Origin of the sequence: Mesorhizobium loti, from assembly GCF_003148495.1 — a bacterium.
Lineage (GTDB): Bacteria > Pseudomonadota > Alphaproteobacteria > Rhizobiales > Rhizobiaceae > Mesorhizobium > Mesorhizobium loti.
Genome location: NZ_QGGH01000011.1, coordinates 33,889 through 49,466, shown reverse-complemented (window position 1 = coordinate 49,466; position 15,578 = coordinate 33,889). Strand labels below are relative to the sequence as shown.

12 protein-coding genes are annotated in these 15,578 nt (G+C 64.0%); 8 read left to right on the top strand and 4 right to left on the bottom strand.

Going from position 1 to position 15,578, the window contains the following annotated elements:
* Positions 1 to 65 precede the first annotated feature (65 nt).
* Positions 66 to 1,382 carry an NAD(P)H-dependent oxidoreductase gene (locus C8D77_RS27925; protein WP_109670287.1) on the top strand — a complete coding sequence of 439 codons (1,317 nt, stop codon included), beginning with the start codon at positions 66 to 68 and terminating at the stop codon, positions 1,380 to 1,382.
* Between the two features lie 4 nt (positions 1,383 to 1,386).
* Here C8D77_RS27925 and proC read toward each other — a convergent pair whose 3' ends face one another.
* The 3 genes from proC to C8D77_RS27910 are packed head-to-tail and all read right to left on the bottom strand — an operon-like array spanning position 1,387 to position 4,576.
* Positions 1,387 to 2,202, bottom strand: coding sequence for a pyrroline-5-carboxylate reductase (gene proC, locus C8D77_RS27920; RefSeq protein WP_109670284.1), 816 nt, complete (start codon positions 2,200 to 2,202; stop codon positions 1,387 to 1,389).
* 60 nt (positions 2,203 to 2,262) lie between these two features.
* The gene (locus tag C8D77_RS27915) at positions 2,263 to 3,609 is read right to left on the bottom strand and encodes an O-antigen ligase family protein (RefSeq protein ID WP_109670282.1); all 1,347 of its coding nucleotides are present in this window, start codon (positions 3,607 to 3,609) and stop codon (positions 2,263 to 2,265) included.
* Positions 3,578 to 4,576 (bottom strand): glycosyltransferase family 2 protein, encoded by a 999-nt coding sequence (locus tag C8D77_RS27910; RefSeq protein WP_109670280.1) that lies wholly within the window; start codon positions 4,574 to 4,576, stop codon positions 3,578 to 3,580. The genes C8D77_RS27915 and C8D77_RS27910 overlap by 32 nt, the downstream gene beginning before the upstream one ends.
* A 171-nt stretch (positions 4,577 to 4,747) precedes the next feature.
* On the opposite strand from C8D77_RS27910, the gene C8D77_RS27905 reads away from it, so the two are divergent.
* From C8D77_RS27905 to C8D77_RS27895, 3 genes are read left to right on the top strand one after another with little or no spacing between them, the layout of a single operon-like run.
* Entirely contained in the window at positions 4,748 to 5,920 is a 1,173-nt protein-coding gene (locus C8D77_RS27905; protein ID WP_109670278.1) for a glycosyltransferase, read from the top strand.
* Positions 5,917 to 6,711, top strand: a complete 795-nt coding sequence (locus tag C8D77_RS27900) for a WecB/TagA/CpsF family glycosyltransferase (RefSeq protein WP_109670275.1) — start codon at positions 5,917 to 5,919, stop codon at positions 6,709 to 6,711. Before C8D77_RS27905 ends, C8D77_RS27900 begins: the two co-directional genes overlap by 4 nt.
* Positions 6,708 to 7,631, top strand: coding sequence for a DUF6492 family protein (locus C8D77_RS27895; protein WP_109670273.1), 924 nt, complete (start codon positions 6,708 to 6,710; stop codon positions 7,629 to 7,631). The genes C8D77_RS27900 and C8D77_RS27895 overlap by 4 nt, the downstream gene beginning before the upstream one ends.
* Here the strand turns inward: C8D77_RS27895 and C8D77_RS27890 are convergent.
* Positions 7,628 to 8,923, bottom strand: coding sequence for a lipopolysaccharide biosynthesis protein (locus tag C8D77_RS27890; protein WP_109670271.1), 1,296 nt, complete (start codon positions 8,921 to 8,923; stop codon positions 7,628 to 7,630). The two genes, C8D77_RS27895 and C8D77_RS27890, sit on opposite strands and share 4 nt — an antisense overlap.
* A 198-nt stretch (positions 8,924 to 9,121) precedes the next feature.
* Here C8D77_RS27890 and C8D77_RS27885 point away from each other — a divergent pair, with 198 nt between their 5' ends.
* The 4 genes from C8D77_RS27885 (at position 9,122) to C8D77_RS27870 (ending at position 15,546) form a co-directional block, all read left to right on the top strand.
* On the top strand, positions 9,122 to 11,656 hold the full coding sequence (locus C8D77_RS27885) for a Wzz/FepE/Etk N-terminal domain-containing protein (protein ID WP_109670268.1): 2,535 nt from the start codon (positions 9,122 to 9,124) through the stop codon (positions 11,654 to 11,656).
* A gap of 180 nt (positions 11,657 to 11,836) precedes the next feature.
* Complete coding sequence (gene folD, locus C8D77_RS27880; RefSeq protein ID WP_109670266.1) at positions 11,837 to 12,736, top strand: bifunctional methylenetetrahydrofolate dehydrogenase/methenyltetrahydrofolate cyclohydrolase FolD; 900 nt, start codon at positions 11,837 to 11,839, stop codon at positions 12,734 to 12,736.
* Between the two features lie 20 nt (positions 12,737 to 12,756).
* Positions 12,757 to 13,755 (top strand): GlxA family transcriptional regulator, encoded by a 999-nt coding sequence (locus C8D77_RS27875; RefSeq protein WP_164548583.1) that lies wholly within the window; start codon positions 12,757 to 12,759, stop codon positions 13,753 to 13,755.
* Positions 13,756 to 13,881: 126 nt separating this feature from the next.
* Entirely contained in the window at positions 13,882 to 15,546 is a 1,665-nt protein-coding gene (locus tag C8D77_RS27870; protein WP_109670263.1) for a vWA domain-containing protein, read from the top strand.
* The last annotated feature ends 32 nt before the right edge of the window (positions 15,547 to 15,578 follow it).

Below are 15,578 nucleotides of genomic sequence, written 5' to 3'. Positions count from 1 at the left end.
TCGTTGGCAAATGGAGCCGGTTCCCTGCTATCCGACCATAATCACGAAGCTGTGGACATTCCTGCATGACCAATGTCGCCCTGACCGGCCTTGCCCGCGATCTCGCCAGGCGTGCCGCCGAGGGCCGCCCTGTGCGCATCGGCGTCATTGGCTCGGGCGAGATGGGCACCGATCTGGTCACGCAAGGCATGCTGATGCCGGGCATTTCGGTCTGCGCCGTCTCGACACGCCGCCCGCACACCGCGCGCGATGCCATCCGCATCGCCTATGGCGATGAAGCCATGGCGGTCGAAGCCGACACCGCGTCGAAAGTTACCGGCGCCATAGAGAGTGGCAAGATCGCCATCACCTCCAACGAGATGCTGGTCACCAATCCGTTGATCGACGTCGTCATCGACGCCACCGGCAAGCCGGGTGTCGCCGCCGATTTCTGCCTGTCGGCGATGGAGCACGGCAAGCATCTGGTGATGATGAACGTCGAGGCCGACGTCACCATCGGCTGCTACCTCAAACAGCAGGCTGACCGGCTTGGCGTCGTTTATTCGGTGGGTGCTGGCGACGAGCCGTCGAGCTGCATGGAGCTGATCGAGTTCGCGTCGGCGCTCGGGCTAACCATCGTCTCAGCCGGCAAGGGCAAGAACAACCCGCTCAACCACGATGCCGTGCCCGATGACTATCGCGAGGAAGCGATCCGCCGCAACATGAACCCGCGCATGCTGGTCGAGTTCGTGGATGGCTCCAAGACCATGGTCGAGATGTGCGCTATCGCCAACGCCACCGGGCTCGTGCCCGATGTGCCCGGCATGCACGGCCCCAAGGCCGACCGCGACGATCTCGCCAAGGTGCTCATTCCGCGTGAGGATGGCGGTCTGTTGCTGAAGAAAGGCGTCGTCGACTACACGGTCGGCAAAGGCGTCGCGCCCGGCGTCTTCGTCATCGTCGAGGCGACGCATCCGCGCATCATCGAGCGCATGGACGATCTGCATATCGGCCACGGTCCTTACTACAGCCTGTTCAGGCCCTATCATCTGACCTCGCTGGAAGTGCCGCTGACCGCCGCCCGCATCATGCTTTTCGGCAAGCCTGACATGGTGCCGCTGCCAAGGCCGGTGGCCGAGGTGTGCGCCGTCGCCAAGCGCGACCTTGCCGCCGGCGAGACCTTCGATGCGATCGGCGAGACCTGCTATCGTTCCTGGACCATGACTGTCGGCGAAGCCCGTGCCCGGCGCGCCGTGCCGGTCGGCCTGCTCGAGGGCGGCAAGGTGCTGAAATCGGTCAGGAAAGGCGAATTGCTGACCGCCGACAATGCGTCACCCGATCAGACGACGAGGCTGTTCGCCTTGCGCCGACTCCAGGATGAGATGCTTTACGGGGCAAGCTGAGGATTTACTTCCCCAGCTCGACAGACCGCAACCGCGCCGCCTCGACTGCCCGGGTCAGCAGATTGGTCAGCCGGTCCTCGCCCATCAGCACCTCCAGCGCCGCCGCCGTCGTCCCCTTGGGACTGGTCACTTGCTGGCGTAGCACGCCCGGCTCCTCGCCGCTTTCGGCGGCGAGCGAGGCAGCGCCGTAGACGGTCTGCATGGCGAGCAGCTTGGCGGTTGCCGTCGGCAGCCCAGCCCTCTCGGCTGCCACGGTCAGCGCCTCGATGAAATGAAAGATATAGGCTGGCCCCGACCCCGACACGGCGGTCACCGCATCCATCAGGCCCTCGTCATCGATGGTGGTCACCTCGCCGCTCGCCGACAGCAGGTCGGCGACGAAACGCTTGGTGTCTTCGGAAACCAGCCTATTGGAGAACACCACCATCATGCCTTTGCCGATTGCTGCCGGCGTGTTGGGCATGCAGCGCACGATCGGTGTGCGGCTGCCCAGGATTTCCTCGAAGGTAGCGGCAGGCGTGCCGGCGGCGATGCTGACGAAGGTGGTGCGGCCATCTGCGAAGCGCTTGTAGGCGGCGGTGACGTCGCGGATCACCTGCGGCTTCACCGCGATGACGACGAGATCGGGCACGGCATCGGCCGGAATGCTACTGGCATCGGTTGATGTCGCACAGCCCAGCGTTGCCGCGCGATTGCGCAGATCGGCATTGGGCTCGACCACGAAAACCGCCGACGGCGCGAGCTTGCCGGATTTCAGCCAGCCTGAGAGCATGGCGTAACCCATATTGCCGCAGCCGGCGAGAACAAGCCTGATCGTCATCGAAAGCCCTCCGAAGGAAGGCCATCACATAGACGCTAGCGCTTCGCTGGGGAAGCCCTGTCAGGACGGACGGGAAGATTGCGCATCGTGATCGGGATCACGCACCGCCATCGGTCGCAGCGAGACTTGCCTGAGGCCAAGCACGCCGAGCACGAAGAACAGCCAGACCGGGTCGCCGCGATGGAAGAAGAAGCTTTCGAGGAAAGCGTTGAGCGCCGTGAACAGCACCACCATCATGAAGAAGTCGCCGAGAAAGATGTTTTCCCTGCGCAGCGGAATGCGCATGTAGTCGCGCAGCGGCGCGATGAGGAAGGTGTAGACCGCCACGCAAAGTGCCGGAATGCCCATCAGCACGGCGATGTCGAGATAGCCGTCATGGCCGTGCACGATGGTTCTGATGTCCCAGGGCCGGTCGAAGGGCTGGTCCTGATTGAGCAGCAGCGGCGTTCCCCAGAAGCTCTCATAGCCGTAGCCGGTCCATGGCTTCTTCGCCAGCATGCTGCCGGCAAACTCCCACAGCGTCGTGCGGCCGGTGTAGGTCATGTCGGGAAAATAGATTGCCGCCAGATGTTTCACCGGCGGCAGGAAGACGATGCCCAGCGTGCCGACCGCCGTGGCGATGATCGCTAGCGCAAACAGGATCGGCGTGCCGAGCCGCATGCCTATCAGGCTCGGGAACATCACGATCAGGATCGAGAACGGCACCAGGCCAGCTGTTGTCTTGGAGCCGGTGTGCAGCATGAAGATCATCGCCGCGAGGAAGATCCCGGCGCCCCAGTAGCGCTGCCCGCGCCGGTAGAGATAAAGACCTGCGAAGCTGAGGCAGGCCATGATCGGGCCGGCGATGTTCTTGTGGGTGAACACGCCGCGCCACAGGCCGGCATGTTCGGGCTCCTGTGAGTCGGCGGTGTGCATCGCTTCGTGCGGAAAGACGATGAGGCCGAGATAGGAAAGGCCCATGACCGCGACGGCGGTGAAGATGATGACTTTTGAGAAGGCCTCGGCGTCGCGCGGCAGCACCAGGATCGTCGCCATCGTCAGGATGCCGATCAGCGTGAAGGAGGCGGCACGCATGGCCGAGGGCGGGTCGGTTGCCAGCACCACCGACAGGAAAAAGAAGCCCAGCATCAGCATCCAGGATGGGCTGAGCAGCGAGCGCACTACGCGCGGATCGGCAAAAGCCATCAGCGAGAAGATCGACATGGCGCCGAGCGAACTGAAGCCAAGCTGGTTGACGATGTCGCCGCCTTGACCGGTGAGCTCGGCGCCGGCCGGCTGGAACGGCCGGAAGGACACCATGATGACGGTGAACAGCAGCGCGGCAATGGCAGTGGCCACGCCTTCGCGCGTGAACGCGGCGCTGAGCGGCGCGCGCTCAGTTTTTCTCAGGCTGGCGGTATTGCTCATTGGCATATCCGAATTCGGCCAGCACGCGGCCTAGCGCCACATGAACGGGGTAGATGGCGATCGCCGGCGATCCGGTTCGCGCCAGCCGCATCAGGCCGCGAAACGGCGAGGCGGCAAGCAGCACCAGGCTCTTCAGCAACACCTTGACGCCGGCCAATGGCGTGCCGGCGCGCTTCTTCTTTTCGACCAGTGTCGAGATGACGCCGTTGCGCAGGCTGCGGGCACGGATCCAGTCGGCCTCGACACGCCGGGCCGGAACGGTTTCTTGCACTTGCGCTTCAGCGCACCAGCCAAGCACGAAACCGCGCTGCGCCGCCCTGCTCAGGAAATCGGAATCGCCGCCGCCCATGAAGTTGAACTTCAGATCGAGAAAGGGCGGACCCATGGCGATCAGCACGTTGCGCCCGACCAGAAGATTGCCGGACGAATAAAGCGCAGGCACGCGCCCTGTTTCCCGGTAGGGAGGCGCGAACACCGGATGCTCGGCCCATCGCGCATGTGCGGGATCGGCAAACACGGGCACCTGCGGGCCGCCGACAATATCGGCGCCGAGCGTCTCGGCTGCCGTGCACATCCGTTCCAGCCACCGCGGATCGGCGATCTCGTCGTCGTCGATGACCAGCAGATGCCTGAAGTTCGGGAATTGCAGGATCGCTGTCTGCCAGCCGGCATTGTAGGCGCTGCAATTGCCGCGCTCCTGCGCAATGATGACCAGACCTGACATCTCGCCGCGCTCGAACAGCGGCACTGCCGCCTTGGCGCCAGCCCGCGCTTCGGCTTCGTTTTCCATGACGATGACGGCAAAGCGCCTGCCGGTTTGCTGCGCACGTAACGACGCCAGCGTTTCCAGCACCTGCTCGGGCCGCTTGAAGGTCGGCAAGGTGACGACCGCTTCGACGGCCTCGAGGTCAAGCCGCGGCGAGCGTCCAGCGATCGATACCGAACCGTCCGATGGCAAAGGGATCATCCGTGTCCAGCCACATGGTGAGTTGGGTTCTGGTAGCACCCCGGTGATAAGGTTTCGTTAATCACCTTGCACGGAGAAGCCCGCCAGGCAGGGGCTTTCGGTCGTCGAATGTGCTCGCTTAATCAAGGGTTCACCGCACTTTGCTACCGGCTACACCACTGGATAGGTGAGATGCATCTGCTGTTCGCCACATCGATCGTGCCCGACGGCGCTCTCGCCTCGGGCTACGAGATCGCCAACGCTGCGATCATCGCTGCCTTGCGGCGCGCTGGCGCGCGCGTCACCGTCATCGGCTTCACCTGGCCGGGGAGACCCGCGGCCGATCCCGAAAACACCGTGGTGCTGGGTGCGATCGACGTGCGCACGGACAATGCCTCTGCACGGCAAAAGCTGGCCTGGGTCGGCAAGGCGCTGCTTTCGGGCCTCACATTTGCGTCGGTCAAGTTGCGCGCGGTGTCCGAAGGCGATGTACTTGCTGCTGTCGAGCGCACCGGCCCGTTTGACGGCTACGTGTTGAATTCCGTGCAGTTCGCCGGTGCCTTTGAAAAGCTGTTCGCTGACCGGCCTTCGATCTTCGTTGCCCACAATGTCGAGCATCTTTCGGCGCAGGAGAATGCCGCTGCGGCCGGAAGCCTCTTCCAGCGCCTGTTGTTCCGCCGCGAGGCGAGGTTGCTCAAGACCGTAGAAGAACGTCTCTGTCGACGGGCGCGCTTCGTCTTCACGCTGGCCGAGGAAGACCGCGCCGCACTCGGTGTCGCCTCGGACGACCGCTCGGCGGTGCTGCCTTTGGTGACCGGCGCCGCGGCGCCAACCCGGAAAGGCCCGCGCCGCATCGACTGCGACGCCGCCCTGATCGGCACCTGGACCTGGCAGCCGAACCGCATCGGTCTCGACTGGTTCCTGGGCAAGGTCGTACCGCATTTACGCTCCGATTTCCGCATCCGCGTCGCCGGCAGCATGCCTGCCGGCGTTACGTCGAAGCATCCCGGTGTCGAATTTGTCGGCCGCGTGCCCGACGCGCAGGCGTTCGTAAGCAGCGCTGCCGTCATCCCGTTGATCAGCACCGCCGGCAGCGGCGTCCAGTTGAAGACCATCGAAACCTTCGAGCTCGGCCTGCCGTCCGTCGCCACCAGCCGGTCGCTGCGCGGCATTGACCATCGCCCGGCCAATTGTGTCGTCACCGACGACCCCGCTGCCTTCGCCAAGGCTCTCGAAGCCGCGGCTGCCGACATCCGCGACGTCGACGGCAGCGCGTTCCGGCGTTCGCAGGTCAAGGCGCTCGACGCCGCCATCCGTCTCGGCCTCGAAAAGCTCGGGCCTGTCAGGCAGGAGGCGTTTGCATGAACATGCATTCCGCCCGCGCCGCCTTCGGGCTCGACAAGCTCAAGACGATCCTTGGCATCCCGGTGGTTGCGATCCGCTGGAACGATGCCATCGTCCTGCTGAACCGGCTGATCGCCGAGCGGCGCTTCACCAAGGTCAGTTTCCTCAACGCCCACAACGCCAACATCGCCTGTACCGATCCGGTCTTCGCCGAGGCGCTGGATGATTTCCTCATCCTGCCCGACGGCATCGGCGTCGATCTGGCGGCGAGACTTCTTTACGGCGCGCCGTTTCCGGACAATCTCAACGGCACTGATTTCGTCCCCGCCTTCCTGCAAGCCTCGACGACGCCGCTGACGGTTGGGCTGCTCGGCGCGACGCGCGTCAACGCCGAAGCGGCGTCGGTCAAGCTGGCAGCACTGGCCGTGCAGCACCGGTTCGTGGTGATCCACGACGGCTATTTCCCCGCTTCGCAGGAATCGGAAATCGTCGACCGGATCGCCGCGCTGCGGCCGGACGTGCTGCTCGTCGCCATGGGTGTGCCGCGCCAGGAATTGTGGATCGCACGCCATATCGACGCGCGCCACTGTACGCTGCCGATCGCCGTCGGCGCGCTGCTCGACTTCCTGAGCGGCTCGGTGCCGCGGGCACCCTTGTGGATGCGCCGGCTGCGGCTTGAATGGCTGTTTCGGTTGGCTGTCGAACCGAGCCGCCTGTGGCGCCGCTATGTGGTCGGCAATCCCCTGTTCCTGCTGCGCGTCGTCAGGCAGAGATTCTCGCGTACACCCGAAACAGCGAGGGACAGCCAGTGAACAGCAGGTTCGTTCCAGGCGCCGCTGTCGAACCAGGCCCGCTTCGGCAGACACCGACGGTGGCAATCGTGACGGCAAGCTACGCGCCCGATTTCGAGCGCTGCCGCCTGCTGTGCGAGACACTTGATCGCCACGTTTCCGGCGCGGCGCACCACTACATCCTGGTCGAACATCGCGACGTCAGGCTGTTTCGCCAATTGGAGACCGGCCGCCGCACGGTCGTCGACGAGCGTGATCTGCTGCCACGCTGGCTGTATGCCTTCGACGACCCGCTCAGCCTGTTTCGACGGCGCGTCTGGCTCAGCCTGAAGACGCAGCCGTTGCGCGGCTGGCACGTGCAACAGCTGCGCCGCATCGCCATATCAGCGCACGCATCCGAAGACGTGCTGATCTTCTGCGATTCCGACGTCGCCTTCCTGAAACCTTTCGACTGCGGCGCCTTCTGGCGCGACGGCAAGGCGCGGCTGTTCCGGCGTGACGGCGTGCTGGCGGACGAAGGTCATGATGAGCATCGCATCTGGTCGCGCAACGCCGGGTCGGCACTCGGCATCGATCCGTCCCGGACATCGATCCACGACTATATTTCGACGCTGATCGCCTGGCGTCGCGACACCGTACTGGCGATGTGCGGCGAGATCGAAAGAGTCCATGGCCGCAACTGGGTCGAGGTCGTCGGCTCGGCGCGCAAATTCTCCGAATGCATGATCTACGGCCGCTATGTCGACGATCTGCTGGAGGGCGCCGGCCACTTCCACGGCTCGGAGGAGTTCTGCCGTATCCACTGGACCGGCGAAGCGCTGTCGGACGACGAGTTCCGCCACTTCGTTGCCGCCATGGCGCCGGAGCAGGTGGCGATAGGCATGCAATCCTTCATCGGCACCGATATCGGCCGCATCCGCCGTCTGATTGGGTTGGATTAGACGGGTTTGGCCGGCTTGCGCATCGCCGAATAGGTGAGCAGCGTCGAGGCGAGATACAAAAGCAGGAAGACGACGTTGAGCGACAGCACCAGGTTCGGCGTGTCGAGGATGGTCGTCAGCACATAGGTCAGCAACAGCGCCTTCAGCCCGGCGAGCAGGCCGAGATTGAGCGCCCGCACCAGCGTCTGGCCGCGTGCGAACAAAAGCTCGGCCTGGTATTCGACCAGATTGCGCAGTCCCGGCACGCAGATCGCCAGCACGACCAGCGGGGCGGCCTCGGCGACATTCTTGCCGAGCGCATTGGGGAAGAAGTGCAGGACGATGCCAAGCGTCAGCAGCGCCAGCGTCGACACCGCGAACACGCCGCCTTCGATGCCGCTCTTGACCGCCAGTCGCGACAGCAGTTCCGGCGCGCGCATCATGCGTTGCACCAGCATCATCGAGAAAGTGCGGATCGGAATGGCCGTCAGATCGACCAGCCGCATGATGATGGCGTAGATACCGGCCAGATGCGGGCCGCCGATCGCCAGGACCAGTAGCTTGTCGAACTCCATCTGCAGGTAGAACAGCACTTCGGCGCCGGCCACATAGATGGAATCGGCCAATCGCCTGAGATAGAGCTCGATGCGCAGCCGCAGCCGCTGGCGCGGGTAGAAGAAGCCGAAGGCAATCAGCAGCGAGGCGGCGTTGGCGCCGATATAGAACCACGACCATATCCAGACGCTGTGTTGCGCCCAGAACATGAACAGCACCGCGCCAAGCGCCCGCAGCGCCGTCGCCAGGATGGCCAGCAGCGCGGCGCGGCCGAACTTGCCCAGACCGTTGTTGACGATCAGCGCCACCTCCACCGGCCGCCATAGCAGCGCTTCGGCAAAGACGATTGCAGCAAACACCGACAGCGGCACGGTGTCGGCGAAGAAAATCAGGTAGACGCCGAACGAGGCCGCCGCCAGCAGCGGCAGCGACAGCACGCCGAGCAGCAGGAAGCCGGCGGTGAAGGTGCCGATCAGATTGGGTCGGATGGTGGCAGTGCGGTAGAGCGCCGATATGAAACCGAAGGCGAGGATGCGCGACAGCATGACGCCGGCCGCCGATGCGGTGGCGAACATGCCGAACTCGGAAATGGACAGCGTGTTGGCCAGTGCGATGAAGTAGGCGAGTGAAAACACCAGTCGCCCACCGGCGCCGCTGATCGCCGAGAAATAGTCGCGAAGCAGCCCCCGTCGTTCGGCCAAAAAAATGCCGATCCGGGCGAGGGGCCGCCTTTGCGGTATATCACTGGCCTGCGTCATGTCTCACGGAGAGCCTAGGCCGGAAAACTTAACGTGCCGTTCTGGGGTCTACGGTTGTGTCGAAAATAGATGCAACCGAAGAGGGAAACCGCAGGCTCGGCGCGGGAAAATTAACCTTTTGTTTTCCATGCCTGTTTAGCGTGGCTTAACGAATGGCCAATCGCCGTTTGCAGGTCGCCAAGGGTAAAGTTCCAGACAATGGTCGACAGGGAAAACCGCGAAGACTGGAAGCGCGAGCGCTCGTTGCTGGCGCTTGGCCAGGCTGTGCGCGGCGACGAACCTGACGCGTCCCTGGTCTCGATCGGGGATCGGGCAGACCCGTCATGGCGCGAGGATGCCGCCACCCGCCATCGCCTCGCCCGTTCACGGCGCGAAACGCGGACGAACCCGAAGCTGTCGGATCCGGTCGCAACAGACGGGTATCAGGCCGGCTACGAGCCAGCCTCGTCGGTGAGCCATCCGCAAACCACGCCACGGACACAGTCTGAAACCGGCGCATCCGAACGCTACCGTTCAAGCGCCGCGCCGACGTCCCACAATGACGGCGCCGACAGCCAGCAATGGAAGCCGCTGATCGATCCAATGCAGGTCGTCCGCGGTGTCGGCAAGTCGAAGCTGCTGATCGTGACGACGACGATGCTGGGTGCCGCGCTCGGCATTGCGATCGCGCTGTCGACGCCGAAGAAATACGAGGCCACCACCGAGCTGATCGTCGATCCGCGCGACCTGAAGCTGACTGACCGCGATCTCACCCAGTCGGTCGTCGCTTCCGACGCCACGCTAGCCATCGTTGAGAACCAGGTCCGGGTGCTGACATCAGGCACCGTTCTCAACAAGGTCGTCGACAAGCTCAATCTGGTCAACGACCCCGAATTCAATGGGCAAGGCGGCGGCCTCAGCGTCATGTCGCTCATCCGCTCCGTCCTGTCTCGCAATGACGGACCGGGCGGTGTCGACGACACCCGCCGCCGTGCGCTGGCTGTCGGCAATCTGGCTGAGAGCCTTTCGGTCGAGCGCGGCGGCAAGACCTTCGTCATCACCGTCAGCGCGACAACGCAGAATGGTGAGAAATCGGCTCTCATCGCCAACACGATGACGGATGTCTTCCTGCAGACCTTCGGCCAGATTCAATCGGACACCGCCGGCCGCGCCACGGACGAACTCACGGCCAGGCTGGACGAGTTGCGCAAGGGCGTCGAGGCGGCCGAGCGCAAGGTCGAGGATTTCAGAGCCACGCACGACCTTGTCGACGCGCAGGGCCACCTCATCAGCGACGATGAGATGCTGAAGCTCAACGAGCAGCTGTCGGTTGCCCGCGCCCGCACCCTGGAACTCAATGCTCGGGCGGCTTCGGCGCGCTCGGTCGATGTCAACTCGGTTCTCACCGGCACCTTGCCGGAGGAGATCAACTCCAACACGATGAGCGATCTGCGTTCGCAATATGCGTCGCTCAAGCAGGAAGCCGACCGCGCCGCCATCCGGTTCGGTCCGCGCCACCCCGAACTCCAGGCGCTCAATGCCCAGATTGCCGGCGCACGCGACCGCATCGCCGCTGAGTTGCGCCGCATCGGCTCGTCGCTGCAGGTCGACCTCAAGCGCGCCGTGCAACTCGAACAGGATCTCGCTTCTCGTCTGGCTCAGCTCAAGGTCCGCAGCGGCGACGTCAACAGCGATCTGGTGTCGATGCGCGAACTGGAGCGCGAGGCCACCGCCAAGCGTTCCGTCTACGAACAGTATCTGCTGCGCGCCAAGGAGACCGGCGAGCAGAAGGACATCAACACCGCCAACATCAATGTGATTTCGAAAGCCTTCGCGCCACTCGAGCCGAACGGGCCGTCGCGGGTCTTCGTAGCGCTTGCCGGCCTGTTGCTGGGCTTTGCCTCGGGCATTGGCCTCGGCGCCATGCGTGGCGCCTATGAGAGCCTGCGTGACACAGCCAATTCGCGATCGCGCCGCGACCGCAGCGTGGATGAACGCCGGGCGCCCTATGAGGACAAGCCATATCGGGCAGTACCCCCGACACCGCCACAACCACCAGTACTGCAGCCATCGACACCCCCGCCTGCACCGCCACCACCTGCGCCACCGCCGGCAGCACCACCACCTGTCCAGCAAGCTGAGGTCGCCTCGGCCGAAGGTTCCGGCCGGATCGGTGCCTTGCTGTCGAGGCTGCACAAGTCCGTGTCCCGCAAGCCGTCCCCGGAAGAGCCTTTCGATACTGAGTGGGTCTCTGATGAAAACGTGAAGCCAACGCGAGATCCGGCGTACCCCGCCTATCTCCAGTCGGCACCGGCCTTTGCGTCCCAGCAGCAGGTTGCAGCAGCCTACCCGCCGTCGCCTTTCCAGCCGGGCGCCCAGGCCCCATATACGCAGCAGATGGCGCAGCCGCCATTACCGCCTCACATAGTGCCGCAGCGACCATATTCGGGCCCGCAGCTCTATCCCTACGCGCAGCCATTGGCCTACACGCAGCAGCCCGGCCATACCCATCCGCAGTCCATGCCCGCCCCCAATGCCGGGCAGCAGCCCTATCCGCCTCAGCCTGCTTCTGAGCCTTATCCGCAGCCGCCCATCCCGCCGCAGCAGGCGCCTCAGCGATCGGTGGAGGCGCCGCAGCCCAAGGCGGACGTCGAGCAGCAGGCGCCAATCGAGGAAATCCGCGCCAGCCTGCGCGAATTCCGCGAAGCGGTTCGCGAACTCACCGAGAGCCGCGCGCGTCGCCGGTACTTCTGAGCCACAAAATTCTTCGCTGTGCCGTACAAAAACATGCCGGTTTCGCGTAAACGGCATGGGAAGGCGCTTTGGCGGGATTGCGTGTTGGAATTTTCGTGAAAATGCCACGCGGTGAAAGATCAAAAAGCGCGTCGCTTCCGGAAGCGACGCGCTTGGGCATTTTGGTGTTGAGGATGGTCCATGGCCGAAGTGATTGATGGTAAGAGCGTGGCTGAAGATGTGGTGCGGACGGTCAAGGCCCTGACGGCCGAGCTGGTTGCCAAAGGCAACGCCAAGCCCGGTCTTGCCGTGGTCATCGTCGGCGAGGATCCGGCCAGCCAGGTCTATGTCGCCTCCAAATCGCGCACCGCCAAGGAATGCGGCTTTCATTCCGTCCAGCACACGCTGCCGGCCGAAACCTCCGAACAGGCATTGCTGAAGATCATCGGCGACCTCAACGCCGATCCGGCCATCAACGGCATCCTGGTACAGCTTCCGCTGCCGGCCCATATCGACGCCGGCAAGATCATCCAGACCATCGCGCCGGAAAAGGATGTCGACGGCTTCCATTTCATCAATGTCGGCAAGCTCGGCACCGGTGAACTCGAGACCGCCTTCGTGCCTTGCACGCCGGCGGGCTCGATGCTTTTGATCGAGCGTGTGCGCGGCAAGGACCTGTCCGGCCTCAATGCCGTCGTCGTCGGCCGCTCCAACATCGTCGGCAAGCCGATGGCCAACCTCCTGCTTGCCGCCAACTGCACCGTCACCGTCGCGCACAGCCGCACGAAGGATCTGCCGGCACTGGCCCGCACCGCAGACATTCTTGTCGCGGCCGTCGGCCGGCCGGAGATGATCAGGGGCGATTGGGTGAAGCCGGGCGCCACCGTCATCGATGTCGGCATCAACCGCATTCCGGCGCCGGAAAAGGGCGAGGGCAAGTCGCGCCTCGTTGGCGATGTTGCCTATGCCGAAGCGGCCAAGGCCGCCGGCGCCATCACGCCGGTGCCCGGCGGTGTCGGGCCGATGACCATTGCCATGCTGATGGCCAATACGTTAGCCTCTGCCTACCTTGCGGCCGGATTGAAACGGCCGTCCTTCTGACCCGCCAGAAAGCCGCAGCTTTGCCGAACCCCACTATTCCCTTGGAACGGCCGGCCATAACCGATCCCGTTCAAGGCGGCCGGCAGTTCGCTTTCCTGCTGGTCGACAAGTTCTCCATGTTCTCGCTGGCCGCGGCGATCGACACGTTCCGGTCGGCAAATCGGTTGCTCGGCCGCGACTTCTATGGCTGGACCACGGTGTCGGCCGACGGCGATCCGGTGATGGCCTCCAATGGCCTACCGCTCAAGATCGACTACGCCGTTGCCGACCTGCCGCCTGTCGACATCCTCTTCGTCTCGGTCGGGCTGACGACGGAATTTCCTGGCAAGAGCAAGGTGCTGGCGGCACTGCGCAGCTGGGGCCGGCGCGGCAATGCACTGGGTGCCTTGTCGGTCGGTTCCTACCTGCTGGCTGAGGCCGGCCAGCTCGAAGGCTATCGCTGCACTATCCATTGGGAAAATCGCGCAGGCTTCGTCGAACGGTTCCCCGACATCAACTGCACGGGCAACGTCTTCGAGATCGATCGCAAGCGTTATACCTGCGCCGGCGGCACCACCTCGATCGACCTGATGCTGGAGATCGTGCGCGGCGATTTCGGTTCGAATCTCGCCAATGGCGTCGCCAACCAGTTCCAGCATGAACGCATCCGCTCGGCCGGAGACCGCCAGCGTGTCGGGCCGGAACGCGACCTGACCGGCAAGTCGGAGAAGCTCAGGCGCATCGTCGAACTGATGGCCGACCACCTCGACGAGCCGCTGTCGGCCGTGCAACTGGCCAAATCCGCCGGCCTGTCGGTGCGCCAGGTCGAGCGCCTGTTCCTGCGCCATCTCAGCGTCACGCCCGGCCGTTATTACATGCGGTTGCGGCTGGAGCGGGCGCGCGAATTGCTGCGCCAGACCAACATGCCGATCCTCGATGTGGCGATCGCGACCGGCTTCACCTCGCATTCCTACTTCGCCCAGAGCTACCGGCTGCAATTCGGCAGGCCGCCCTCGGAAGAGCGCCGCACGACCTACTGAGCGGATTTTCGCTTTCGCCGAAAAGTTTGGCATTCGGCTCCCTCACAGCCGCGCCCGGACTTGTGTCCTGACGCAGCGTCAAATAGCTTTCCCGCCCGGATCAGGGGCGGATTTGAGGAGATATCGATGGCGGGACTTGCACGGGGCGTCGCTGCGGCGATCCTTCTTTTGTCGATGACGACACTCGGCTTTGCCGCAAACAAGGTCATCATCATTCTCGATGCTTCCGGCTCGATGTGGGCGCAGATCGACGGCAAGCCCAAGCTCGAGATCGCCCGTGAATCGCTGAGGTCCGTGCTTCAATCGGTCCCCGCCGAGGACGAGATCGGCTTCATGGCCTATGGCCATCGCGAAAAGGGCAGCTGCGACGACATTCAGTTGATCGTGCCGCCACAGGCAGGTTCTGCCAGCGCCATTTCGGCCGCCGCCGACAGCCTGAAATTCCTCGGCAAGACGCCGCTGACGGCGGCCGTCAAGCAGGCGGCCGAAGCGTTGAAATACACCGAGGACAAGGCGACCGTGGTGCTCATCACCGACGGGCTCGAAACATGCGGTGGCGACCCTTGCGCGCTTGGCAAGGAGCTTGAAGCATCCGGCGTCGACTTCACCGCCGATGTCGTCGGCTTCGGCCTCACCGCCGATGAGGGCAAGCAGATTGCCTGCCTCGCCGACAACACCGGCGGCAAATACATCCAGGCCTCCGACGAGAAGGCGCTGCAGGAGGCGCTTGTCGAGACCGTCGCAGCACCGGCGCCTGCACCCGAACCAGCGCCGGCACCGGCCCCAGCACCGGCGCCCGAGCCTGCCAAGCCGGAATTCAATCTTCTGCCCACCGCAGTGCTTGCCGAAGGCGGCGATCCTGTCACCGACGGAAATGCCTGGGAGATCTACAAGGCGAAATCCGACGGCACGCGCGGCGACAACGTCACCACCGAATACGGCGCCTACAAAGGAAATCTGGAGCCGGGCGACTACATTATCGTTGCGCGCGACGGTGAGGCCAAGACCGAACAGAAGCTCAAGATCGAGGCAGGCCAGGTCTACAAGCCGGTGTTCACGTTGAATGCCGGCACGCTCATCATTCATCCGCGACCAAGCGCGGGGGCGGATGTTGTCGACGGCGCGGCTGTCGTGATCGACTACCCGGGCGCCGATGCACCCGCGACCTACTATGGCACCACCAAGATCGTGTTGCCGGCCGGTGACGAGAAAGTGACGGTCACGATCGGCCAGGGCGTGGCGGCCGAAACGATTCCGCTCGCTGCCGGCAAAACGGTCGAAAAGGACATCATCGTCGGCGTCGGGCATATCGTTGCCAACGCCTACTATACCGCTGGCGGCGACAAGGCTGACGGTTCGGGCATCGGCTTTAAGGTGTTCAAGGCGAAGAAGAAGATCGACGGGACCAGGGAAGAAGTGACCTATGCCTATGGTCCCGACAGCAAGTTCGATCTGCCGCCGGACGACTATGTTTTGATCGCGACGGTCGAGTTGGCAGAGGTCGAGCAGCCGTTCACGGTGAAGGCCGGTGAGTCTCAGGACGTGAAAGTGGCCATGAATGCCGGCGTGCTGGCAATCACCGCGCCCGGCGCCTCGAAGATCGAGATTTTCGAGACGAAGAAGGACATCAACGGCAACCGCAAGTCGATCGGCTATAACTACGACGCGAAGTTCCAGACCACGCTGCCGGCTGGCGACTACGCGATTGTCGCCGACACCTCCGACAACGACTCAAAGGAAGGTACGGCTACGGTCAAGGCCGGCGAACGCGTCGAGGTCACCGTCAAGTAACTGCCTTAACCCCATGAAAAAGGGCGGCCACG